The sequence below is a fragment of the Pseudomonas sp. LTJR-52 genome, from assembly GCF_003691465.1.
Lineage (GTDB): Bacteria > Pseudomonadota > Gammaproteobacteria > Pseudomonadales > Pseudomonadaceae > Chryseomonas > Chryseomonas luteola.
Window position 1 is genome coordinate 494,077 of record NZ_CP033105.1, and the last position, 22,916, is coordinate 516,992.

At 58.1% G+C, this 22,916-nt stretch carries 20 protein-coding genes; 14 read left to right on the top strand and 6 right to left on the bottom strand.

Annotated features, from left to right (window positions below; all coding sequences use genetic code 11):
* Positions 1-25 precede the first annotated feature (25 nt).
* The 6 genes from pstA to EAW52_RS02355 all read left to right on the top strand — a co-directional run bounded on the left by pstA (position 26) and on the right by EAW52_RS02355 (position 7,743).
* Positions 26-1,696 (top strand): phosphate ABC transporter permease PstA, encoded by a 1,671-nt coding sequence (gene pstA / locus EAW52_RS02330; protein ID WP_256680808.1) that lies wholly within the window; start codon positions 26-28, stop codon positions 1,694-1,696.
* Positions 1,697-1,770: 74 nt separating this feature from the next.
* A complete protein-coding gene (gene pstB / locus EAW52_RS02335; RefSeq protein WP_037030598.1) occupies positions 1,771-2,592 on the top strand; it encodes a phosphate ABC transporter ATP-binding protein PstB in 822 nt (273 codons plus the stop codon).
* A 322-nt stretch (positions 2,593-2,914) separates the two neighbouring features.
* The gene (gene phoU, locus EAW52_RS02340) at positions 2,915-3,640 is read left to right on the top strand and encodes a phosphate signaling complex protein PhoU (protein ID WP_010796260.1); all 726 of its coding nucleotides are present in this window, start codon (positions 2,915-2,917) and stop codon (positions 3,638-3,640) included.
* Between the two features lie 127 nt (positions 3,641-3,767).
* The gene (locus tag EAW52_RS02345; protein ID WP_122041268.1) at positions 3,768-4,616 is read left to right on the top strand and encodes a response regulator; all 849 of its coding nucleotides are present in this window, start codon (positions 3,768-3,770) and stop codon (positions 4,614-4,616) included.
* A gap of 111 nt (positions 4,617-4,727) precedes the next feature.
* Positions 4,728-5,630, top strand: a complete 903-nt coding sequence (locus tag EAW52_RS02350; protein ID WP_122041269.1) for a M23 family metallopeptidase — start codon at positions 4,728-4,730, stop codon at positions 5,628-5,630.
* A gap of 208 nt (positions 5,631-5,838) precedes the next feature.
* Complete coding sequence (locus EAW52_RS02355) at positions 5,839-7,743, top strand: diguanylate cyclase (protein ID WP_122041270.1); 1,905 nt, start codon at positions 5,839-5,841, stop codon at positions 7,741-7,743.
* A gap of 57 nt (positions 7,744-7,800) precedes the next feature.
* Here the strand turns inward: EAW52_RS02355 and EAW52_RS02360 are convergent, their stop codons facing one another.
* From EAW52_RS02360 to phoB, 3 genes are all read right to left on the bottom strand, one after another.
* Positions 7,801-9,168 carry a hemolysin family protein gene (locus EAW52_RS02360; RefSeq protein WP_122041271.1) on the bottom strand — a complete coding sequence of 456 codons (1,368 nt, stop codon included), beginning with the start codon at positions 9,166-9,168 and terminating at the stop codon, positions 7,801-7,803.
* A gap of 69 nt (positions 9,169-9,237) precedes the next feature.
* Positions 9,238-10,572 carry a phosphate regulon sensor histidine kinase PhoR gene (phoR, locus tag EAW52_RS02365; RefSeq protein WP_122041272.1) on the bottom strand — a complete coding sequence of 445 codons (1,335 nt, stop codon included), beginning with the start codon at positions 10,570-10,572 and terminating at the stop codon, positions 9,238-9,240.
* Between the two features lie 17 nt (positions 10,573-10,589).
* Positions 10,590-11,279, bottom strand: coding sequence for a phosphate regulon transcriptional regulator PhoB (gene phoB, locus EAW52_RS02370; protein ID WP_010796254.1), 690 nt, complete (start codon positions 11,277-11,279; stop codon positions 10,590-10,592).
* 151 nt (positions 11,280-11,430) lie between these two features.
* Between phoB and EAW52_RS02375 the strand changes: the two genes are divergently transcribed.
* The 7 genes from EAW52_RS02375 (at position 11,431) to EAW52_RS02405 (ending at position 19,418) form a co-directional block, all read left to right on the top strand.
* Entirely contained in the window at positions 11,431-12,234 is an 804-nt protein-coding gene (locus EAW52_RS02375; RefSeq protein ID WP_122041273.1) for an IclR family transcriptional regulator, read from the top strand.
* The gene (locus tag EAW52_RS02380) at positions 12,227-13,201 is read left to right on the top strand and encodes a 2-dehydro-3-deoxygalactonokinase (RefSeq protein WP_122041274.1); all 975 of its coding nucleotides are present in this window, start codon (positions 12,227-12,229) and stop codon (positions 13,199-13,201) included. Before EAW52_RS02375 ends, EAW52_RS02380 begins: the two co-directional genes overlap by 8 nt.
* The gene (locus tag EAW52_RS02385; RefSeq protein WP_122041275.1) at positions 13,194-13,820 is read left to right on the top strand and encodes a 2-dehydro-3-deoxy-6-phosphogalactonate aldolase; all 627 of its coding nucleotides are present in this window, start codon (positions 13,194-13,196) and stop codon (positions 13,818-13,820) included. The genes EAW52_RS02380 and EAW52_RS02385 overlap by 8 nt, the downstream gene beginning before the upstream one ends.
* 55 nt (positions 13,821-13,875) lie before the next feature.
* Positions 13,876-15,024 carry a galactonate dehydratase gene (gene dgoD / locus EAW52_RS02390; protein WP_122041276.1) on the top strand — a complete coding sequence of 383 codons (1,149 nt, stop codon included), beginning with the start codon at positions 13,876-13,878 and terminating at the stop codon, positions 15,022-15,024.
* A gap of 196 nt (positions 15,025-15,220) precedes the next feature.
* The gene (locus EAW52_RS02395) at positions 15,221-16,606 is read left to right on the top strand and encodes a sugar porter family MFS transporter (protein WP_122041277.1); all 1,386 of its coding nucleotides are present in this window, start codon (positions 15,221-15,223) and stop codon (positions 16,604-16,606) included.
* A gap of 81 nt (positions 16,607-16,687) precedes the next feature.
* Complete coding sequence (locus tag EAW52_RS02400) at positions 16,688-18,016, top strand: MFS transporter (RefSeq protein ID WP_122041278.1); 1,329 nt, start codon at positions 16,688-16,690, stop codon at positions 18,014-18,016.
* Positions 18,017-18,200: 184 nt separating this feature from the next.
* Entirely contained in the window at positions 18,201-19,418 is a 1,218-nt protein-coding gene (locus EAW52_RS02405) for an aldose 1-epimerase family protein (protein ID WP_122041279.1), read from the top strand.
* Positions 19,419-19,477: 59 nt separating this feature from the next.
* Here EAW52_RS02405 and EAW52_RS02410 read toward each other — a convergent pair whose 3' ends face one another.
* Positions 19,478-19,951 carry a glycine zipper domain-containing protein gene (locus EAW52_RS02410; RefSeq protein WP_010796246.1) on the bottom strand — a complete coding sequence of 158 codons (474 nt, stop codon included), beginning with the start codon at positions 19,949-19,951 and terminating at the stop codon, positions 19,478-19,480.
* Between the two features lie 235 nt (positions 19,952-20,186).
* Positions 20,187-21,299: a cobalamin-independent methionine synthase II family protein gene (locus tag EAW52_RS02415; RefSeq protein WP_122041280.1), complete on the bottom strand. Its 1,113-nt coding sequence runs from the start codon at positions 21,297-21,299 to the stop codon at positions 20,187-20,189.
* 141 nt (positions 21,300-21,440) lie between these two features.
* Between EAW52_RS02415 and EAW52_RS02420 the strand changes: the two genes are divergently transcribed.
* Positions 21,441-21,917, top strand: a complete 477-nt coding sequence (locus EAW52_RS02420) for a GNAT family N-acetyltransferase (protein ID WP_122044702.1) — start codon at positions 21,441-21,443, stop codon at positions 21,915-21,917.
* Here the strand turns inward: EAW52_RS02420 and EAW52_RS02425 are convergent.
* Positions 21,914-22,903, bottom strand: a complete 990-nt coding sequence (locus tag EAW52_RS02425) for a zinc-dependent alcohol dehydrogenase family protein (RefSeq protein ID WP_122041281.1) — start codon at positions 22,901-22,903, stop codon at positions 21,914-21,916. The genes EAW52_RS02420 and EAW52_RS02425 overlap by 4 nt on opposite strands.
* Positions 22,904-22,916 lie beyond the last annotated feature (13 nt).

A 22,916-nucleotide genomic window follows, 5' to 3' on the forward strand; every position in this document is an offset into this window, starting at 1 on the left:
CTGGAACTGATAAGTGAAGAACTCCGTGAAGCAGGACTCCCTGAAGCAGTGGTTCAAAAGCGGTGCGCCGGGCATCTGGTTGAGCGGGGGCGCCGTGGCCATTGCTGTGATCATGACCATTGGTTTGATCGCCATCATCGCTGTGCGCGGTCTGGCCCATTTCTGGCCTTCTGATGTGATTGAGGCGCGTTATGCCGTACCCGGCGAGACGCCCCGCATGATCATGGGTGAGGTTGTCCAGACCGAAGAGGTACCTCGGGAGCGACTCAAGAGCGCCGGACTGCCTGTCGAGGCGGAAGGATCAACCCTCATGACCCGGCAACTCGTCAAACTGGGCAACCGGGAGCTGTACGGCAGTGATTTCGTCTGGGTCGTAGGAGATTGGCTTCAGGAACAGAAATCCCCTAAGGATGCTATTGCGCTGGAGCGCCGCGAATGGGGCAACTTCTACGGCTATCTGGTCAACGTCAAGGAGGCGGGCAAGGTCGTTGCGGAAGGGGATGCGGCTCTGCCGGCGATGCGTGAACGTCTCAAGCGCATCGATTCGTTGGCCAGTCGGATCAGCCGTATCGAGAAGGTCGAGATTGGTGGTGTCAACCACGATATCGAGCGTCTCCGGCTACAGATGCGTAGCCTTGAGCTGGACGACCGGCTTGACGCAGCTGCCCAGGCGGATCTGGCTGCCGAGCGCAGCGAGCTGGATGCCCGCTACCATGACCTCGAGACACAGCTGAACGCATTGCGCCAGGAATTCGAACGCGACAGCCTCACGGTGCGGGATGCCTCCGGGCAGGAAACCGAGATTCGCCTGGGTAACGTCGTCCACGCCTACCAGCCCAACGCCATGAGCAGCTTTCAGAAGCTGGGCTTCTATTTCGCCAAATTATGGGAGTTTCTGTCTTCCGATCCGCGTGAGGCCAATACCGAAGGTGGTGTGTTCCCGGCTATTTTCGGAACGGTGATGATGACCCTGATCATGGCTGTGATCGTGACACCCTTTGGTGTGATTGCCGCTGTGTATCTACGTGAATACGCCAAACAGGGGCTGATGACGCGCCTGATCCGTATCGCCGTCAACAACCTCGCCGGTGTTCCGGCCATCGTCTATGGCGTATTTGGGTTGGGTTTTTTCGTCTACGTGCTGGGCGGTTCGATTGATCAACTGTTCTTTCGCGCGTCGCTGCCGGCTCCGACCTTTGGGACACCCGGCCTGCTGTGGGCCTCCCTGACCCTGGCTATTCTGGCTGTACCGGTGGTGATCGTAGCGACCGAAGAAGGACTGGCCCGAATTCCAAGAAGCGTACGCGAGGGGTCGTTGGCGCTGGGTGCGACTCAGGCTGAAACCCTGTGGCGCGTCGTGCTGCCGATGGCCAGCCCGGCCATGATGACAGGGCTCATCCTGGCGATTGCGCGCGCAGCGGGCGAAGTGGCGCCGCTGATGCTGGTGGGCGTGGTAAAGCTTGCGCCGACACTGCCCGTAAATCTGAATTACCCCTATCTGCACCTGGATCAAAAGATCATGCACCTGGGCTTTCATATCTTCGATGTCGGCTTTCAGAGCCCGAACGTTGAAGCTGCCCGGCCGCTGGTTTATGCCACGGCGTTGCTGTTGGTCCTGGTGATTGCTGCGCTCAATCTCTCGGCGGTGGCGATCCGTAATCGCCTGCGGGAGAAGTATCGGGCGATGGACAACTAAACGAATCCGGGCGTCCCGTATAACGTGGCGCCCCAACGCGGCCGAGAGGCCCAATGGAGTCATCCATGCGTGAAATGCAACGGCCGAGGTTCGGGCTCAATGTTGGCAGGCGTGAGCGGCAAGGGCTTGACCCGGCGGCCGAGCCCGTGGCCCTGGAAGTACCCGGTCTGAACCTGTTCTATGGACAGAAGCAGGCGCTGTTCGACATCAACCTGAACATTCCCAAACAACGTGTCACATCTTTTATCGGGCCTTCGGGCTGCGGCAAGTCCACGCTGCTGCGTTGCTTCAACCGGATGAACGATCTGGTCGATGGCTGCCGGATCAATGGCGAGATTCGACTGGACGGACAGAATATCTTTGCCAAGGGGACCGACGTGGCCGAGCTGCGGCGCCGGGTCGGCATGGTATTCCAGAAGCCCAACCCGTTTCCCAAAAGCATCTATGAAAATGTGGTTTATGGCCTGCGCATTCAGGGCATCAAGAAAAAGCGCATGCTTGACGAGGCCGTTGAGTGGGCGCTCAAGGGGGCTGCACTCTGGGAGGAGGTCAAGGATCGCCTGCATGAGTCGGCACTGGGCCTCTCCGGCGGTCAGCAGCAGCGTCTGGTGATTGCCCGAACCATCGCTGTGCAGCCGGAAGTGCTGCTACTCGACGAACCCAGCTCCGCCCTGGATCCGATTTCCTCGCTCAAGATCGAGGAGCTGATCTATGAGCTGAAGACGCGATACACCATTGTCATCGTGACGCACAACATGCAACAGGCCGCTCGTGTATCCGATTACACGGCTTTCATGTACATGGGCAAGCTGATTGAGTATGGCGATACCGACACCGTGTTCACCAACCCGACCAAGAAACAGACCGAAGATTACATTACAGGGCGTTACGGGTAATGAAACCTTCACACTCTATAGCCTACCTTATGTCTATTTAACTATCGGGTTTCCCACTGAAAGGTGTTGCTGACCAGGAAGTCAATCACTGCCCCTATACTCAAGCGCGTTTTTGCCGATAACCCAATCGGGCGCTGCGCATGGCTTCAGGTGGTGTTACCGCTCAGCATCTTTTCAGAAAGGAATCTAAATAAACCGGGCAGTCTGACGATACAGTGGCAATCACAGCTTTATAGGAAGCAGTGCCACGTAGTTGATGCGGTCTGTTCCAGGGAGCGCCGCCCGAGGGGGTTGGCTCCATTCTTTACAGGACGACAACGCCATGATCAGCAAAGAAAGCCTCAACCACCACATATCGCAGCAGTTCAACACCGAACTCGAAGAAGTCCGTAGCCATCTGCTGGCGATGGGTGGGTTGGTCGAGAAGCAGGTCAGTGATGCCGTAAGTGCCCTGATTAACGCCGACTCTGGTCTGGCGCAGCAGGTGCGGGAAATCGATGATCAGATCGACATGATGGAGCGCAACATCGACGAAGAATGCCTGCGCATTCTGGCGCGCCGCCAGCCGGCAGCGTCGGACCTGCGTCTGATCATCAGCATTTCCAAGTCGGTGATCGACCTTGAGCGGATCGGCGATGAGTCCTCGAAGATTGCACGTCGTGCCATCGAACTCTGTGAGGACGGTGAAGCCCCGCGCGGCTACGTGGAAGTGCGCCATATTGGCGAACAGGTACGCAAGATGGTTCAGGAGGCACTGGATGCGTTCGCGCGCTTCGATGCCGAATTGGCCCTCTCCGTCGCCCAGCACGACAAGATCGTCGATCGTGAATACAAGACGGCGATCCGTGAGCTGGCGACCTACATGATGGAAGACCCGCGGGCAATTTCCCGCGTACTCAGCGTCATTTGGGCGCTGCGTTCGCTGGAGCGCATTGGCGATCACGCCCGCAATATTGCGGAGCTGGTGATCTACCTGGTCCGTGGAACGGATGTACGCCACCTGGGACTGACCCGGATGGCAGAGGAAGTCAACAAACCGCGTGACTGATGCCATGGCCCCCGGCAGGAAGGCGGCCATGTTCTCAGCTACGCTTTTGGGCTGCGAGTAAGCTTGCTTTCCCGACGTGGCGTTCAGCGATCCATGAAGCTGCGTTCGGGGCTTCATGGAGTAATCGATGGGTAAGGTATCTGTACTGATTGTGGATGACGCACCATTTATCCGCGACTTGATCAAGAAAGGGCTACGTAGCCAACTTCCGGGTATCGAAATGGAGGATGCAGCAGACGGACGCAAGGCTCAGACAATGTTGAGCAAGCAATCCTTCGATCTGATCCTGTGCGATTGGGAGATGCCGGAAATGTCGGGTCTTGAGCTGCTGACATGGTGCAGAAGCGAGCCGGCTCATCAGAAAACGCCTTTCATCATGGTGACTAGCCGTGGCGACAAGGACAACGTCATGCAGGCCATTCAGGCGGGCGTTTCCGACTTTATCGGCAAGCCGTTCACCAATGAGCAACTGATCACTAAGGTCAAAAAGGCTTTGAGTCGCGTCGGCAAGCTGGAAGCGCTCGTGGCTCGTGGCCCCCAGCGTGCAGCATCGGCTTTTGCCAACGACTCGCTCAATGCATTGAGAGGTAGCCAGCCGGGCCAAGCCGCGGCGCGCTCTTCTGGTGGCGGAAAAGTCAATTTCGGTCAAGGTCAGCTGCGCTTGGCCAATGCTGGCATGGCTTGTGTAATCAAGGCCCTGAGCCTCAAGGAAGCCGTTCTGATCGTTAAGCGGGGCGATATCCTGCCTCAGGTGCTGGATAACGCTGTACTGGATCTGGAGCAGGGTGAGGAGGTGCAGGAGATTGCCCGCCTCAACGGCTATCTGCACTCCGTTGCAGCCCTGGAGCCCAAGCCTTCCAGCGAATGGCTGCAGCTGTTCTTCCGCTTTGTGGATAAGGACCCGGCCAAGCTGGAATATTTGTCCCGCCTGATCGCCCGCGGTACGGCGCAAAAGCACTACGTTCCCGGCGCGTAAGTTTCCAGCATGCCGGTGCCGATCATCACATCCCGACGAGTGAAGCCTCGTCGGGAGCGTGTTCCACTGATAGGCTTGCGCCCCCTGAAAAGCGCTTGGTTCTGCACCTGCATGTTGAAACGTCTCTTTTTGCTATGTGGCTCGTTCACGCTGGCGGCAGCGACGTGGGCATCGCCCATCTACAAATACACGGATGCCAACGGTGTGGTGACCTATACGGACAAGGTTACCAAGGGCGCCAAGGTACTTGTCTTCGAGGACGATACCAACGAGCGTATCGAGCGTCAGGTTCGACTGAATACAAAAAAATTGGGCAACGAGACTGTTTTCGAGGCCCGTAACGACCTGCTGGTGCCGGTTCAGGTCGAGCTTCGTCTGGATCAGCTCAAGAACGTGGCTGGTATCAACGAGTCGGCTTCGGTCCGCCGCGTTCTACCCCCCAACAGCACCACTACCCTGATGCGCTTGAAAAAAGAGGTGCAGGGTGTGGCGATTCATTACAAGCCGACCTTCAACTATGCGATGGGCGACCCAGGGCAGGGCGCGCGAGATTATGCCTATCCGCTGCCATGGGTGGGAGGGCCGTTCCGGATCAGTCAGGGGGCAAACGGTGCATTTAGCCACAACACGCCCAGAGGACGTTACGCCATCGATATTGCGATGCCGGAAGGTACGCCTATCATTGCTTCGCGTCCGGGTACAGTGGTCAAGGTTGAAAATAGTCAGCAGCAGGGCCGTAGCGCCAACCCTTCGGGCAATTTCGTGCGTGTCCTGCACGATGACGGCACCATGAGTGTGTACCTGCACCTGATGCAGGGCTCGGTCAAGGTCAAGGAGGGGCAGCGTGTAGTGACCGGTACACCGTTGGCGCTGTCTGGCAACACGGGTCACAGCACCGGTCCGCACCTGCATTTTGTGGTACAGCGCAACACGGGATTGGCGTTGGAGTCGATTCCATTCCGGTTTGCCCAGCCGGTCGACAGCCTGCCTAATTTTGCTGTGGGTGGGCCGTAACGCTTGATTGTTTTGCGGTTTACCTCTCAAATTTCTTTCTAGCGTCGTTCTGACTCGCCATACTTGTCTCATTAGAGAGCGGCGGGTTGTTGGGAACGCCCAGTAATTGCAAGCTTTCGGTTGTTTGCAGTGATGGAATGCTGCATAGAAAGCCTTGCTTTCTTAACGTATGAACCGAGCATTCTCAGGTCTGGTCGAGGAATGACTGATGCGTCTGTATGGGGTAATGCTGTTCTGGATCGTGTTCTTCAGCGCGTCGCTGCAGGCTGAGACCTTGTTCGATCCATTGCCCCAGGCGGTGATCCTGAACGACGCGCAGGAGAAGGTCTCGTTGCACTCGGTGAGCTACCTGCAGGCTTCCGCTACCCTGACCTTCGAGCAGGCAGCGGCGGCAGGGCTTGAGGATCGCTGGCAGTCACTCGGGGATAAGACGGTCAATCTGGGTCGGCAACAGATCGGTGCCTGGCTACGCTTCGAAGTGCACAACCCCACCGATCGAGCTCAGCAGCGCTACTTGGTGATTCAGCCACCCATTCTTAATCAGGTCGATGTGCGGGTTCGCTCCCAGTCCAGCGAGTCATGGGGGCCGGTCGAAACCGCTGGGGATAGCTTGCCCATGAGCATACGCTCCCTCAATGAGCGGGCGTTTGTCTTTCCTCTAACCCTTTCGGCAGGTGACAAGGCGTTCGTCTACCTGCGTCTGCGCTCCTATGAGCCGATGCTGGTTCCGATGTGGCTGATGACACCGGAGCATTACCAGGCGCAGGAAAAGACCTCGCTCGCCCTGCTGACGCTCTTCTTTGGCTTCATGCTGGCCCTGCTGGTTTATAACGGCAGCCGGTACTGGCGGCAGCGCGACCCCAATCACTTATGGTATTGCCTCTACCTGGTCAGCATCCTGGGCTATGAACTCAGCCTGACCGGCATCGGCCAGCGCTATCTATGGCCGGAGTGGCCTGCGTTTTCCATCCGAACTTATGTAGGCTTTGGCTGCTTGAGCTTTCTTACGGCCATCGTGTTTGCCCGGCGCTTCCTCAATGTGGATCGCTACCGGGGATGGCGGCTGGTCGTCCTGGGGTTGATCGGTTATTGGGCCTTGGCGGCAGCATTGATTGCTATCGAGCCGATGCTGGTCCGCTTCCTGATGATCGAGCCGGCAGGTCTTGTGAGCTGCCTGCTGGGGATCGCTATGACCCTGTCGTTGTGGCGAAAGGGCAATCCGTCGGCCAAGTACCTGGCCATTGCCTGGTCCGTACTGGCGGTGAGCACGATACTGATGCTCATGGCCATCCTGGACTGGATCACGCTATCACCGTTTATTCTGGATGCGCAAATCATCGGCTTTGCCTTCGAGTTCATGCTGCTGTCCGTTGCGCTGGATATCCGCCATGACCATGAGGGCGCCGAGCGGTTGAACATACAGAAGGAAGCCCTTTTGGCCAGCAATCAGCAGGTGCAGCGGCATAAGCAGGCTTTGCAGGCTCAGCAGCAGACACTGGAGCGGCAGCACAAGCGTAACGAGGAGCTGCAACAGCATATCGAGGCGCAGGTGGATGTGCTCGAGCGGGCCAATGAGGCATTACGGGCAGCCAATGACGAGGTCATTCGTCTGAGTACGATCGATACCCTGACCGGAGCCTTGAGCCGTCCATGCTTCGATCGCCACTTCACCGAAGAGGTCAACCGCGCCAAGCGCAATCAGGTGGTTGTGTCGCTGGTCGTGATCGACATTGACCATTTCAAGGAAATCAACGATGCCTTTGGCAGCCCGCTCGGCGATGAATGCCTGCGGGCGCTGGCCGGTCTGCTGAAGAACTACACCAAGCGCGCAGGCGACATGGCCGCCCGCTTCCGGGATGACACGTTCGTGCTTGTCCTGCCGGCCACTGGCGAGGCTGATGCAGTGGCGCTGGCCAATCGGATCTGCGCCGAAACAAGTATGCTGCGCCTGGAGTACGGCAGTGCAACCGTCAGCTTCAGCGTTAGCGCCGGCATCGCCAGTATCGTGCCGACCCTGGACGACAGTGACAAGAGCCTGATCAACACGGCGCTCAAGGCGTTGAGCCATGCTAAACAGGAAGGCCGCAACCGCGCCTACTTTGGCGAAGTGTAAGCGTGCATGAAAAGAAAAAGGCCGGCATCAATGCCGGCCTTTTTTTATAGGCATCGATCAATGATGCCGTGGGGCATCTTCTTCGCCGCCCAGCTTGATGACTTTGGCCAGAATGATCTTCGGACCTTTCATCTTCTTGATGATGATGCGCAGGCCTTCGGCTTCCAGAACCTCGTCCTCTTCGGGTACGCGCTTCAAGCTGTCATAGACGAGGCCGGCCATGGTGTCCGCCTCGACATGATCCAAGTCGATGTGCAACAGGCGCTCGATCTTGAACAGCGGGGTATCGCCACGTACGAGCAGCTTGCCGGGCTGATAGGCCAACACGCCACGCTCGGCCTTGCGGTGCTCGTCCTGAATATCGCCGACCAGCACTTCCAGGACGTCTTCCATGGTGAGGAAGCCTACGACCTTGTGGTCAGCCTCTTCGACCAGCACGAAATGCGCGCCGCCCTGGCGGAATTGCTCGAGCAGGCGGCTGAGCGGCATGTGCTTGGAGACACGCTCAAGCGGGTGGATCAACTCGTCCAACTCGAACGACTCGGCCTGGGAATCCAGTCCGGCGATTGCCAGCAACAGGTCCTTGATATGCAAGACACCGATGAATACGTTCTCTTCCTCGTTATAAACCGGGTAGCGGCTGTACTTGTGACGACGGATGATGGTCAGGATCTCTTCCAGCGAGGCCGTGTGGTCCAGGTAGATGAGGTCCTCACGTGAGTTCGCCCAGTCCACCACTTCCAGCTCTTCCAGCTCGACCGCCGACGCCAGCACACGCATGCCTTGGTCAGTAGGATCCAGCGCGCGGCTGGAGTGCAGGATCAGCTTGAGCTCATCACGGCTGTAATGGTGCTCGTGATCGCCATTGGACGAGCCCTGGCCAGCGATACGCAGGATGGCGTTTGCGCTGGCATTGAGCAGCCAGATGGCGGGATACATCAGCCAGTAGAACAGGTATAGCGGGACGGCTGTCCACAGCGATAGCAGATCCGGCTTGCGGATAGCCCAGGACTTGGGCGCCAGCTCGCCGACCACGATGTGTAAATAGGAGATGATAAAGAAGGCTGTAAAGAACGCGATGCCATGTACAAGCTCAGGCGTATCTACTCCAGCCATGCGGAGCAGAGGCTCCAGCAGCTCGGCAAAGGCAGGCTCGCCCACCCAGCCCAGACCCAGGGAGGCCAGGGTAATACCCAACTGGCAGGCGGACAGATAGGCATCGAGCTGGCTATGCACGGTACGCAGGATACGGCCGCGCCAGCCATGGCTTTCAGCCAGACCTTCTACACGTGTGGCGCGCAGCTTGACCATGGCGAACTCGGCGGCTACGAAAAAGCCGTTGAGCAGCACCAGCAGCAGCGCAAAAAGAACAAGACCGAAGTCAGCGAAAAGTACTGAGGTATCGAAACTAGGGGAAGGGTCCATTAGGGGTTCAAAGTGATAAAAGTTGGCCCTAGCATGGGGGTCTGACGAGCGACTTTCAAGTCTCGCTCATCAGTGTTGGTGTACGGCTATTGCAGAGGCCGTCATGGAGGCCATCTGGGAGGGTTCGAAAACACAGGTGAAAACACTGCCTTTGCCGGGTGTGCTCTCGATTTCAAGGTGTCCATGATGGCGAATCAGGACATGTTTCACGATGGCCAGCCCCAGGCCCGTACCGCCGGTGCTGGAGGCTCTGCTGGCATCCACCCGATAAAAGCGCTCTGTCAGGCGGGGTAGGTGACGCGCTTCGATGCCCGGCCCGCTATCGGAAACCGACATCTGGGCACCATGGGCGTCCTGCCACCAGCAAATCCTGATCTGACCACCGTCCGGCGTGTACTTCACAGCGTTGAAAACGAGATTCGAAAAGGCACTGCGCAGCTCGGCTTCGCTGCCTTTCAGGGCCAGACTCGCGTCGGCATCCAGGGTGATCTTGTGGCCGCGCTGGCCTGAGAGCGCACGTGCATCCTGCTGGATGATTTGCAGAAGTGGCGCCACGGCGACGGGTTTGTTTTCGGCAGGGTAGTCGGTCGCTTCCAGTTTGGCCAATAGCAGCAGGTCATCGATCAGGTGCTGCATGCGGCTGGCCTGTTGCTGCATCTGGCCAAGGGCCCGCAGCCAGCGCGGATTGGTATCTTCGGCGGCGTTATCGACCAATGTCTCCAGATAGCCAGCGATCACGGTCAAAGGCGTACGCAGCTCGTGGGAGACGTTCGCAACGAAATCCTTACGCATCTGTTCCAGTTGATGAAGGCGGCTCACGTCCCGGACGAGCAGGAGACGATCACCTTCACCGAAGCGCGTAATCAGAATGTGAAGGTGCTGATTGGCATTCACGGGCGAGGCCAGTTCCAGCGGCTCCTGGTAGTCACCCTTGTTGAAGTATTCATAAAATTTGGGATGGCGGACCAGGTTGGCGATGGGCTGACCATAATCCTGCGGCTGACGCAGCCCCAGGAGCTGTTCGGCGGCACGGTTCCACCATTCCAGGTTGCCGTTGCGGTCGATGAGGATAATGGCATCCCGCAGCGCCGCAGTAGAGGCCTGGGCACGTTCGATCACAGCTTCCAGGGCGTGGCGCTTTTCACGTTCGCGGCGCTGGGCATAATAGAGACTGTCAAAGATCTCGCCCCAGAAGCCATTGGCCTCCGGGGGTTCCACCCCTTCTTCGGCCGTGGCCAGCCACTTCTGAAGACGGACGATGTGGTAGGACATCCATATCAGATAGGTGAACAGGCCGGCAGCCAGCATGGCGCCATAAGCGTCTGTCAGCCAGCCCAGGGGAAGGCAAATAGCCAGGAGCAGACAGATATGGCGGGCCAGCAGTGAACGCCAATCCATGTTCAAGGCAGCACATCCCGTTTTTAAAGTTTGGTCGAGAAACGATAGCCCGTTCCGCGTACGGTCTGCACAAGATTTTCGTAGGTTTCACCCAAGGCCTTACGCAGACGGCGAATGTGCACGTCTACCGTACGCTCCTCGACATAGACGTTGCCGCCCCATACTTGATCCAGCAGCTGACCACGGGTGTAGGCACGTTCCTGGTGCGTCATGAAGAACTGCAGCAGACGGTATTCGGTCGGTCCCATTTCAGCCGGTGAGCCATCAATGGTCACGCGGTGGCTGATGGGATCGAGAATCAGGCCATTCACTTCAATCGGCGTTTCGCTGTCGTATGTGCCTGTACGGCGCAGTACCGCTTTCAACCGGGCGACCAGCTCGCGAGGCGAGAAGGGCTTGGTGATGTAGTCATCGGCTCCTACTTCCAGACCCTGGACCTTGTTGTCCTCGTCGTCCTTGGCGGTGAGCATGATGATCGGGATCGCATCCGTCAGCTCGTCACGCTTCAGGCGGCGCGCCAGCTCAAGGCCGGACGTACCCGGCAGCATCCAGTCGAGCAGGACCAGATCGGGCTTGCGGTCGACGATTAGGGCATGAGCCTGCTGCGCATTATCTGCTTCCAGGCATTCATAACCCGCCATTTCGAGCGCAACCGCGATCATCTCGCGAATGGGCGCCTCGTCATCGACGATAAGAATCGACTTGCCCGCCATGGTTCTCCTCACTGTTCTGCACGATGCTCGCGCATTAGATAACCAAATTGTTGCAGTCATGTGACAAGTCGTCGAACACTTCTTTATCCCATAATATGGGATTATTATTCACATATTGAGATTGCAGTTTTAAAGGAATAGAGTGAGCGCCATGTCTGATCAAAACAACAACGCGCCTGCTGGCGCTCAGGCACTGTTTCGAGGCCTGGCCGTTATCGATGCCATCGCTCAGGGCGCCCATACGCTGGCTACCATCGGCGAGGTGATCGGCTGTACGCGCAGCACCACCCATCGGTTGGTCAATGCACTGGTGCAGGCTGGCTATCTGCGTAGCGTTGCCGGTCAGTATCAGTTGGGAGCCAAGCTTATCGAGCTGGGCTTCAAGGCCCGTGACCAGCTGCCGCTAACCAACCTGGCGCGGCCCCACCTGCAACGGCTCGCGGCGTTGACCCAGGACACCGTTCATCTGGGCGTGCGGGAGGGCGGCGACGTGCTCTACCTGGACAAGCTTCCCGGAGCCCGCGGCCTTGAAATGCGCTCGCGCGTCGGGCTGCGCATGCCATTGGCCCTGACCGGGGTAGGCAAGGCCCTCATGCTTGATCTGCCCGAATCCGAATGGCACCTGCTCTACGAGGAAGGCCTCAGGCGGCGCGCCGGGCAACCGGGCCTGCGCGAGGACTTTACGCCCTGGCCGGACTATCTGGCCCAGCAGCAGGCCTATGCCGCGGGTGGCTACACTTTTGATCTGGAAGAAAACGAGCTGGGTATTCGCTGCGTGGCCGCGCCTATTCGCGATGCCAGCGGTGCCATCGTGGCGGCCTTGAGTGTCGCCAGCGCGATTCCCTATATGCCTGAAGCACGCCTGCGGGATCTTTGCCCGGATGTCATCGCTTGCGCACGGGCCATTTCCTTTGACCTTGGATGGACAACCTTGGGTGGAGTCAGTCATGAATGAAACGGCAACGCCACGTCTGATCAGCCTCGATTGGGGCACCTCATCACTACGCGCGTATCTGCTGGGAGATAACGGCCAGATATTGGATACCCGCTCGCAGCCCTGGGGCATTCTGCATACGCCTGAAGGTGATTTCGCCAAGGCCTTTCGTGAGCTGGTCGGTGATTGGCGCGCACAATGGCCATCCGTACCCGCCATTGCCGCCGGCATGATCGGCAGCCGGCAGGGCTGGCGTGAGGCTCCTTATGTGGACTGCCCGGCCGATGTGGATAGCTTGGCAAAAGGCCTGCTGACGTTCGACAGCGGTTGCGGTGAGCTGAGCCTGATCCCTGGCGTGATGCAGCGCGGCGCATTGCCAAACGTATTGAGAGGCGAGGAGACCCAGATCTTTGGCGCGCTCGAACTGGAGCCTGCATTGGCCGATCATGCCTTGCTGGTGCTGCCCGGCACGCACAGCAAGTGGGCAACGATCCGCAGTAGCCGGCTCGATCACTTTTCCACCTATATGACCGGCGAGCTGTTTGCCGTCCTGCGTGAACATTCGATTCTGGGTCGTCCTGCGCGGGAAGAGGGCAGCGAGCCGTCCAACGACGCCTTTATGCGTGGCCTCACCAATGCCCGTGAGAGCGGGGCGGAAGGCGTTATTGGCCGTCTGTTCACCACCCGCAGCCTATTCCTGGCCGGTGATCTGCCCGCGCGCCACAGCCTGGACTACCTCTCGGGCCTGCTGATCGGTGAAGAGCTGCGCAGTGTTGTGGCCAGCCTGAAGGGCGCCGTCTGCCCACCGCTGGTATTGATTGGCGATCCGGCGCTGTGTCGCCGTTATCAGGACGCCCTGGCCTTTTTCGAAATTACCGATGTACGTCTGCTTGAGCAGGCAACCCGTACCGGCTTGTGGCGCATCGCCTGTGCAGCCGGTCTGGTAACTGCCGCAACCCCTTCTCAGGAGGATACCCGCCATGTTTGACGCCTGCATGAAACAACTGCCCTTGATTGCCATCCTGCGCGGCATTACGCCTGCGGAGATCGTGCCGGTCGGCAAGGCCCTGTACGAGGCCGGCTTTCGTCTGATCGAGATTCCATTGAACTCGCCTGAGCCTCTGGAAAGCATCCGTCTGCTCTCGGCCGAACTGGGCAGCGACTGCCTGATTGGTGCCGGAACCGTACTGACCGAGCGCCAGGTGGCGGACGTAGCCTTTGCTGGCGGTAAGCTGATCGTGTCGCCTAACGCCAACCTGGCGGTGATCCGTGCGACCAAGGCAGCCGGGCTGATCAGTGCACCGGGCGTGGCAACGCCGTCCGAAGGCTTCGCGGCACTGGAGGCCGGAGCCGACTCGCTCAAGCTGTTCCCGGCTGAGCAGCTTGGCCCGGCGGTGGTCAAGGCATGGCGTGCGGTCTTCCCGAAGGAAACGGCCCTGCTGCCGGTCGGTGGGATCACGCCCGACAACATGGACGTATACGTCAAGGCGGGCGCCAATGGCTTTGGTCTGGGTTCGGCCATTTACAAGCCCGGCATGACCCCTGACGACGTCAGCCGCAGCGCGCATGCGTTTGCTGCTGGCTGGAAAGCGCTGACTGGCCAGTAACCATCGGATTTGACCTGGGTCGGTCGGCCGGCCCTGAACGCATCGAGGCATAACAATGAAAATCACCAAACTGACTACCTATATCGTTCCTCCGCGCTGGTGCTTTCTGAAGATTGAAACCGATGAAGGCATCACCGGCTGGGGCGAGCCAGTCCTTGAAGGCCGCGCCCATAGTGTGGCGGCGGCTGTGGAAGAGCTGGCCGACTACCTGATCGGCAAGGACCCGCGCAATATCGAGGATCACTGGACCGTACTCTATCGCGGTGGTTTCTACCGGGGCGGCGGTATCCACATGAGCGCCCTGGCGGGTATCGATCAGGCTTTGTGGGACATCAAAGGCAAGGCCTTGGGTGTACCGGTGCATGATCTGCTGGGCGGCCAGGTCCGCGAGAGCATCCGCGTCTACTCCTGGATCGGCGGCGACCGTCCAGCCGAGACAGCGGCCCATGCCCTGGAGCGCAAGAACAAGGGCTTTACCGCTATCAAGATGAATGCCTCGGAAGAGATGCAGTTCGTCGATACCTTCGACAAGGTCGATCAGGTCATCGCCAACGTCGCGGCCATTCGCGACGCCTGTGGCCCGCATTTTGGCATTGGTGTCGATTTCCACGGTCGTGTGCACAAGCCGATGGCCAAGGTCCTGATCAAGGAGCTTGAGCCCTACCGTCTGATGTTTATCGAGGAGCCAGTGCTCAGCGAGAACTATGAGGCGCTCAAGGAAATCGCTCTGATGAGCAATACACCGATTGCACTGGGCGAGCGTCTGTACTCCCGTTGGGATTTCAAGCGCATCCTGCAGGACGGCTATGTGGATATCCTTCAGCCTGACCCGTCCCATGCCGGTGGCATCACCGAAACGCGGAAGATCGCCAACATGGCCGAGGCCTATGATGTCGCCATCGCGCTGCATTGCCCGCTCGGCCCGATCGCCCTGGCGGTCAACCTGCAACTGGACGCCAATTGCTACAACGCATTCATTCAGGAGCAGAGCCTGGGCATCCACTATAACCAGGGCAATGACCTGCTCGACTACATCAAGAACCCGGAAGTCTTCGACTATGGCGATGGCCACGTGAAGATCCCGCAAGGCCCGGGGCTGGGTATCGAAGTCAATGAAGAGTACGTGATCGAGCGTGCAGCCATCGGCCACCGCTGGCGTAATCCGATCTGGCGCCACAAGGACGGCAGCTTCGCCGAGTGGTAAGCCCCGGCCTTCAGGTCGTGAAGACGAGCCGGACGCAAGAAATGCGTCTGGCTCGGCATTTTTCACATCTTGTAACGAACCTGAGCAGAGCCTGACGAGTCACTGGAAAGCCAGGTTGATAGCAAATTCACATGCCTGCATTTGCTGAGGGACCGGCATTACAAAAACAACGCCCAAAAAGGCAGGAGTCCAGTTTATGACGAGTAGTACTCATACCGCCGAGAAGACCAAGGGAACCGCGGTGTTCACCTGCATTCTGGCGGCTTTGGCCGGGCTGATGTTCGGCCTGGATATCGGCGTGATTTCCGGCGCCACGCAATTCATTCAGCAAGAATTCCAGGTTTCCGACCGCGTGATCGAGTGGATCGTCAGCAGCATGATGCTTGGCGCTGCCCTGGGTGCACTCGGTGCCGGCTGGATGTCCGCTGCCCTGGGTCGCAAGCGTTCGCTGATCCTGGGTGCCATTCTGTTCGTGTTGGGATCGGTGCTGTGCGGTTTCGCCTGGTCGCCCAACTCGCTTATCGCAGGCCGTTTCATTCTGGGTCTGGCTATTGGCATCGCATCTTTCACCGCCCCGCTGTACCTGGCTGAGGTGGCGCCTGAGCAGATCCGCGGCTCAATGATCTCGTTGTATCAGCTGATGATCACGGTCGGTATCCTGGCTGCGTTCCTGTCGGATACTGCCTTCAGCTACAGCGGCGCCTGGCGCTGGATGCTGGGCATCATCGCTATCCCCGGTGTGTTGTTCCTGTTGGGTGTGCTGGCGCTTCCAGACAGCCCGCGCTGGTTGATCATGAAGGGCCGCAAGAAAGAGGCACTGGACGTCCTGCACAAGCTGCGCGGCAATGAAGAGGTGATCCAGCAGGAAGTGCGTGATATCGAAGAGCAGCTGCGCATCCCGCAGCGTGGCTGGCAGCTGTTCAAGGAAAACGCCAACTTCCGCCGCTCCGTTGGTTTGGGCGTACTCCTGCAGATCGTCCAGCAGTTCACCGGCATGAACGTAGTGATGTACTACGCACCGCGTATTTTCGAAGGCATGGGTTACGACACGCATGCGCAGATGTGGTTTACCGCTGCGGTGGGCCTGACCAACGTACTGGCAACTTTCATTGCTATCTTCCTGGTGGACCGTTGGGGCCGCAAGCCGATTCTCTATACCGGTTTCATCGTCATGGCGGTCGGTATGGGCATCGTGGGCACCATGATGAACATGGGTACGCTGAGTCACGGCCAGCAGATCTTCACCGTTGCCATGCTACTGATCTTTATCGTGGGTTTTGCCATGTCGGCCGGTCCGCTGATCTGGACACTGTGCTCCGAAGTGCAGCCACTCAAGGGCCGCGATTTCGGTATCGGCTGCTCCACGTTCACCAACTGGATAGCCAACATGATCGTTGGCGCTACCTTCCTGACATTGCTCAACGTCATCGGCAACGCTGCAACCTTCTGGCTGTATGGCGCACTGAACGCCTTCTTCATCCTGTTGGTGTTCTGGCTGGTTCCGGAAACCAAGGGTGCAACGCTGGAGCAGATCGAACGTAACCTCATGAGCGGCAAACCACTGCGCGATATCGGGCAGTAACGTTTGCAGGAGACCGCCGGCGGCTGTCGCCGGTGAGTCATCCCCGTTGTGTATAACAAGTCCAAGACAGGTGTAACGGTGATGCAACATTCTTCAACCCGCACGGCGTACAGCCAGACCCAGGCCCAGGTGCAAGCCCAGCCTGCGTCACGCTCGCGCTACTTCATCATGGTCTTGCTGTTCGTCACGGTAGTGATCAACTACCTGGACCGCAGCAACCTTTCCATCGCCGCGCCCCACCTGGCTCAGGACTTGAACATCGATCCCGTGCACATGGGGCTGATCCTGTCGGCGTTCGGCTGGACCTATGCCGCCATGCAAATCCCGGGCGGCTGGCTGGTAGACAAGGTATCCCCGCGGGTGCTGTACCCGATTGCCATCGCGCTCTGGTCCCTGGCAACTATCGGCCTAGGCTTTGTTGGCAGTTTTATCGGCCTGGTAATCCTGCGTCTTGCAGTCGGTGCGCTGGAAGCGCCGGCGTATCCCATCAACAACCGGGTGGTAACGACGTGGTTCCCGGAGGGGGAGCGCGCCACCGCCATCGGGTTTTATACGTCCGGACAGTTCGTCGGGCTGGCCTTCCTGACCCCGGTACTCATCTACCTGCAACAGACGTTCGGCTGGCATATGGTCTTTGTGGTAACAGGCGGGATCGGTATCGTCTGGGCGGCGATCTGGTATCTGATCTATCGTGAGCCAAAAGACTTCAAAGGTGCCAATGCTGCCGAAGTGGCGCTGATCGAGCAGGGCGGCGGCCTTGTAGATCTGGAGAAAAAGAATCAGTCCCGCGCGGCGTTTCGCTGGGCGGATCTGTGGGCCGTGCTCAACAAGCGCAAGCTGTGGGGTATTTACATCGGTCAGTTCTGCCTGAACTCTACGCTATGGTTCTTCCTGACCTGGTTTCCGACTTACCTCGTCAAATACCGCGGCATGGATTTCATCAAGGCGGGCTTTCTGGCTTCGGTGCCGTTCCTGGCGGCGTTTCTAGGCGTGATCTGCTCGGGTCTGCTATCCGACTGGCTGGTGCGCCATGGCGTTTCGCTGGGCATGGCACGCAAGCTGCCCATCATCAGCGGCCTCTTGATTTCCACCTGCATCATCGGCGCGAACTTTGTTGATACGCCGGCGCTGATCATTGCCTGTATGGCAATCGCCTTCTTTGGTAACGGTCTGGCGTCGATCACTTGGTCAATGGTGTCGGCCCTGGCACCTGCACGCCTGCTGGGGTTGACGGGAGGCATGTTCAACTTCATCGGCAACCTGGCATCCATCAGTGTGCCGATCGTGGTTGGCCTACTGGTGGATGGCAACAACTTTGCCCCGGCTATCACCTATATCGGCATCACGGCATTGGTCGGCGCGCTGAGTTACGGGCTCGTCGTCGGCAAGGTCGAGCGCCTCGAAGAGTAATAACCCTCAAGTCAGGGTGCCGGGCAGGCACCTTGACCTACCTCTCGTTTCCTGTCTCCAACCTTGTAAATCCGAAATCTGGCACATGCAAATGTGCAGGGTTGTTCTACACTTTTCTCACGCTGCTAAATCGTTTCAGCCAAAGGGCAGCGAGGTATAACAACAAACAAAAAGGAAATCGGACATGAACGCATTTGCTCTGCTTGCTAGCTTCGGATTGCTGGCAGCTGCCTCTCCAGCGTTTGCCTGGGATTACACCCTAATCGACTCGAACAAGCCTGCTGAAAACTGGAGCATCACCAGCGAGCAGCTTGGCGTCAAAACAGACAAGCCTTTTTCAGTCACTCTCAAGACGCTGCATGGTGGTCGTCAGGAAGGGGTAAGCCTGATCGAAATCGATACCGGCGCAATGAAAATGACCGTTGTGCCAAACCGCGGCATGAACGTGCTTTACGCTACCGCCGGTACTGTACGACTGGGGTGGGACTCGCCTGTGCACGAGGTTGTTAATCCGGCCTTCATCGAACTCAACGGCCGGGGCGGGCTGGGCTGGCTGGAAGGTTTCAACGAGATGGTAACCCGTTGTGGTTACGAGTGGGTTGGCCATCCGGGCATGGATAATGGAGAGCTGCTGACGCTGCATGGCCGTGCGGCCAATATCCCGGCGTCCAAGGTCGTGCTGACCATCGACGAAAAGCCGCCGTATGCGATTCACCTGAAGGGCGAGCTGCGCGAGCAGGCATTCAAGAAGGTGGATTTTCTGGTCGATACCCAGCTGACCACGCAACCGGGCGCCACCCAGTTCACCCTGCATGACCGTCTAACCAACCAGGGCGACTATGAGAAAGAATACCAGGCCCTCTACCACAGTAATTTCGGTACGCCATTGCTGGAGGAGGGCGCAAGGTTTGCAGCGCCAGTACGTGAGGTCTCGCCATTCAATGAGTACGCCAAGCGTGACCTGAAAGATTGGCAAACCTACCGGGGTCCTACCAAAGGCTTCGATGAGATGGTGTACAACCTGTTTCCTTATGGAGATGCCCAGGGCAACAGCTTGGCGGTATTACATGATAAAGCCGGCAAGCAGGGCGTCAGCCTCGCCTTCAACGTTAACCAGTTACCCGCCTTTTCCCTGTGGAAAAACACGGACACCCAGGGGCAGGGTTATGTGACCGGTCTGGAGCCAGGCACCAGTTTTTCCTATAACCGACGCTTCCAGCGTGACTTGAAGCTGGTACCCAGGATCGGGCCAAAAGAGACCCGTGACTTTGAGATTACCTACAGCCTACTCAGTGATGCGGGTGCGGTAAACGAGGCACTCAAGCGTGTCGATACGATCCAGCAAGGCCGCCAGACCGATGTACATGAAACACCGCTGGTGGACTTGAGCAAAGAGAAATAGTGGCGGCAAATGAAAAAGGGCCACAGACGTGGCCCTTTCTTTTGGCGTCAGAGTAGGGATCAATCGTCCCAACGACCGTGGCGCTTCCAGTGTTTCTTGTGGTGACCACGGTGCCAGCCGTTGTCATGGGCATAACGGCGATCATCGTAGCGACGGCCACTGTGGTGACGGTCGCCCGAATCGCCCATGCTGCTGCCGAGGGCTGCACCGCCGCCGCCGCCCAGGGCGGCACCTACCATAGCGCCTGTGCTGCCGCCTACGGCCTTGCCCAATACGTTGCCACCCGCGGCGCCAAGACCGCCGCCAATGGCTGCTTCTGTTTTATCGCCACGCTTGGCGCCTACCGCACCGCCCGCAGCACCACCCAGACCTGCACCGATCGTGGAGCCTGTGCTTCCGCCTACGGCATTTCCTACAACCGAGCCTAACACCCCGCCTAGCGCACCACCGATACCGGCCTGCATATCGTCGCCCGCCATCGCGCTAGTACCTACCAGGCTCAGGGACAACAGAAGGATCGAGGAGTACTTCATAATCAAAACTCACTGTGAGGATGATGGCGCCGATCCTCGTGATTACCGCTTCGCTTGGCAAGTGGAATCTGCTTAAGGGTGCGATAACTTCCACAAAAGGCAAATGTATGAATTTATTACGGAAACTTTATTACGGAACGGTAGTCTGCACCTTTTTATCTTGATCGAAATGTAGCGGAAAAGGGCGGGTTTACGCTCTAAAGCGCCCCTTTCCAGTCAGCCAGTCATGCGCTGATCAGGCTTCTCCCCAGACCTCACGGGCTACGTCTACTACGCGTTGCAGCTTGGCCCACTGTTCCTCTTCCGAGAGCAGGTTGCCTTCCTCTGTCGAGGCAAATCCGCACTGCGGACTCAGGCAGAGCTGGTCCAGGTTGGCATACCGCGAGGCTTCCTCGATACGGCGCTTGAGAGCATCCGGACTTTCCAGTTCGCCGCTTTTTGTCGTGACCAGTCCCAATACAGCCTGACGCTTGCCCTTGGGCAGGTAGCGCAGGGGTTCGAAACCACCGGCGCGCTCGGTATCGTATTCCAGGAAGAAAGCATCGATATCCGTGTTGCCAAACAGCACTTCCGCCACCGGCTCGTAGCCACCTTCGCTGATCCAGGTCGAGCGGAAGTTGCCCCGGCAGACATGCAGGCCGATGCGCAAGTCATCCGGGCGACCAGCCAGCGCCTGATTGAGCACGCTTGAATAGATCTCGGCCAGACGTTCCGGATCATCACCGCGCTCGCAGGCGGCGGCCTTTTCTTTTTCCGAGCAGAGGTAAGCCCAGACGGTGTCATCAAGTTGGAGATAACGGCATCCCGCCTCGTAAAAAGCATTCACGGCTTTCTTGTAGGTGCTGGCAAGGTCAGCAAAGAACTCTTCCATATCCGGATAGACGCTTTCACTGATATTTTTTCGTCCGCCCCGGAAGTGCAGCACGCTAGGGCTTGGAATAGTCATCTTGGCCACACTGCGAGTAGTAGCGCTGGCCAGAAACTTGAAGTCCTCCAGCATCGGATGTTGGGTAAAGTCTAATTTACCCGTGACCTTGATCCCTCGGGATTTGGTCTGTTGGCCGTGGAACTGAATACCCTGGTCTGCCTCGTAGCCTTCTACGCCGCCAAGTTGCTCAAGAAAGTCGAAATGCCACCAGGCGCGGCGGAATTCTCCGTCCGTTACAGCGGGAAGGCCAATTGCTTCCTGTTTGGCGACAATCTTGCGGATCTCATCATTCTCAACCGCACGCAGTACGTCTCGCTCCATTTCTCCGGTCTGATAGCGGCGACGGGCCTCCTTCAGAATCGGGCTGCGTAACAGGCTGCCTACAGAGTCGGCACGAAAACGAGGGAAGTGGCTGGACATAGACTTACCTTGCGACTAGCTAAATGAATATGTCTCATGATCATTCAGTAGACTAAACATTTCTAGCGTCTATGCTTCATGGTCACTATCAAGATCATTCATGAAGGTACTGTTTCAGCTTGGCTGAAGGTAGGGATACACATGCTTCGAAAAGCAAAAGACGATGAATATAAGCACATGGTTTCGATCTGGCTGGCTGCCTCCATCCTGGCCCATGATGGTGTCGCGCCCGACTTCTGGCGCAGCCAGCGGCAGGATATGAAGGAAAAGTACCTGCCCAGTGCCGAGAACTGGGTATATGTACAGGACGATACGGTTCTCGGGTTCTTCTCGCTGCAACAGAATGTGCTGGCAGCCTTATTTGTCGACCCGGACCACCAGAGCGAAGGCATTGGCAGCGCGCTGCTGGAGCACGCCAAGTCCCTTGAGTCGCGCCTCGAACTGTCTGTCTATAGCATGAACAGTCGTGCGGTAGCCTTTTACGAGCGGCATGGTTTCAGGACTATGGACGAGCGCTTCGATGACATGACGGGCCAGTGGGAAAAGGTCATGCATCTGAAGCCTGAGCTGGAAAGCCGCCCCGGCGCGAATGATCGGGACGGCTCACCGCTGGGTTAAACCGTTACGACGATCTTGCCAACCTGCTGATTGGACTCCATGTACCGATGCGCCTCAACGATCTGGTCCAGCGGGAATGTCTTAGCAATCTGTGGCTTCAGCTTGCCCTGGGTCAGGCCGTCCAGAATGAAGTGTTTGGCCTTGGCCAATCGATCGGCGTCCTGAGTGATTTCGAACAGCTGATAGCCGCGAATGGTCAGGTCCTTACCCAGCACATCCATCACTGGCAATGACAGGTTTTCAGTGCTCAAGGCGCCGTACTGGAAGAAAATGCCCAGGAACGAGAGCGCTTTCAGAATCTTGGGCACGTCTGGCCCACCCACTGGATCAAAGGCGATGCGCGCGCCCTTGCCATCAGTGAGCTTCAGCACCTCATCCGTCAGATTCTGTTCTTCCGTTGCGATGACATGTTTCGCGCCTGCCTCAAGCAAGGCCTGTCGCTTGCTGCTGGTCCGGGTGAGGGCAATCGGTGTTGCACCGACAAAATTGGCAATCTGGATCGCAGCGAGGCCAACACTGCTGGAGGCCGCACGAACCAGAACGGTATCGCCCGCCTTCAGTCCGGCAATATCGACCAGCGCGCCATAGGCCGTGGTAAACATCATCCAGGTAGCGGCAGCCTCTTCGAATGAAAGCGTGTCGGGGTGCTTGACGACGGCATGGGCAGGCGCATTTACCAACTCTCCGTACAAGCCATACTGTTCGAACGAGAATGCCGGTATGACGCTTACGGTGTCGCCTACGGCAAACACAGTAACACCCTCGCCAACCGCCTCGATAACACCTGCCGCCTCGTACCCAAGGATGGCCGGAAACACGGGCTGATGCGTGTATTGGCCAGCGCGATACATAGCTTCAGCACGGTTCAGGCCCAGCGCCTTGGTGCGAATCTGTACTTCACCTGGCTGAGGTGGGCGGACGTCTACGTCTTCAATCTTGAGTACGTCTGGGCCACCGGTTTCATGAAAGCGTACGGTACGGGGCATGGAGCACTCTCCT

What these genes read in the sequence shown, in the direction of transcription:
- pstB (WP_037030598.1), top strand. Translation starts at nt 1,771, where the DNA reads ATGCAACGGCCGAGGTTCGGGCTCAATGTTGGCAGGCGTGAGCGGCAA.
- phoU (WP_010796260.1), top strand. Translation starts at nt 2,915, where the DNA reads ATGATCAGCAAAGAAAGCCTCAACCACCACATATCGCAGCAGTTCAAC.
- EAW52_RS02345 (WP_122041268.1), top strand. Translation starts at nt 3,768, where the DNA reads ATGGGTAAGGTATCTGTACTGATTGTGGATGACGCACCATTTATCCGC.
- EAW52_RS02350 (WP_122041269.1), top strand. Translation starts at nt 4,728, where the DNA reads ATGTTGAAACGTCTCTTTTTGCTATGTGGCTCGTTCACGCTGGCGGCA.
- EAW52_RS02355 (WP_122041270.1), top strand. Translation starts at nt 5,839, where the DNA reads ATGCGTCTGTATGGGGTAATGCTGTTCTGGATCGTGTTCTTCAGCGCG.
- EAW52_RS02360 (WP_122041271.1), bottom strand. Translation starts at nt 9,168, where the DNA reads ATGGACCCTTCCCCTAGTTTCGATACCTCAGTACTTTTCGCTGACTTC.
- phoB (WP_010796254.1), bottom strand. Translation starts at nt 11,279, where the DNA reads ATGGCGGGCAAGTCGATTCTTATCGTCGATGACGAGGCGCCCATTCGC.
- EAW52_RS02375 (WP_122041273.1), top strand. Translation starts at nt 11,431, where the DNA reads ATGTCTGATCAAAACAACAACGCGCCTGCTGGCGCTCAGGCACTGTTT.
- EAW52_RS02380 (WP_122041274.1), top strand. Translation starts at nt 12,227, where the DNA reads ATGAATGAAACGGCAACGCCACGTCTGATCAGCCTCGATTGGGGCACC.
- EAW52_RS02385 (WP_122041275.1), top strand. Translation starts at nt 13,194, where the DNA reads ATGTTTGACGCCTGCATGAAACAACTGCCCTTGATTGCCATCCTGCGC.
- dgoD (WP_122041276.1), top strand. Translation starts at nt 13,876, where the DNA reads ATGAAAATCACCAAACTGACTACCTATATCGTTCCTCCGCGCTGGTGC.
- EAW52_RS02395 (WP_122041277.1), top strand. Translation starts at nt 15,221, where the DNA reads ATGACGAGTAGTACTCATACCGCCGAGAAGACCAAGGGAACCGCGGTG.
- EAW52_RS02400 (WP_122041278.1), top strand. Translation starts at nt 16,688, where the DNA reads ATGCAACATTCTTCAACCCGCACGGCGTACAGCCAGACCCAGGCCCAG.
- EAW52_RS02405 (WP_122041279.1), top strand. Translation starts at nt 18,201, where the DNA reads ATGAACGCATTTGCTCTGCTTGCTAGCTTCGGATTGCTGGCAGCTGCC.
- EAW52_RS02410 (WP_010796246.1), bottom strand. Translation starts at nt 19,951, where the DNA reads ATGAAGTACTCCTCGATCCTTCTGTTGTCCCTGAGCCTGGTAGGTACT.
- EAW52_RS02415 (WP_122041280.1), bottom strand. Translation starts at nt 21,299, where the DNA reads ATGTCCAGCCACTTCCCTCGTTTTCGTGCCGACTCTGTAGGCAGCCTG.
- EAW52_RS02420 (WP_122044702.1), top strand. Translation starts at nt 21,441, where the DNA reads ATGCTTCGAAAAGCAAAAGACGATGAATATAAGCACATGGTTTCGATC.
- EAW52_RS02425 (WP_122041281.1), bottom strand. Translation starts at nt 22,903, where the DNA reads ATGCCCCGTACCGTACGCTTTCATGAAACCGGTGGCCCAGACGTACTC.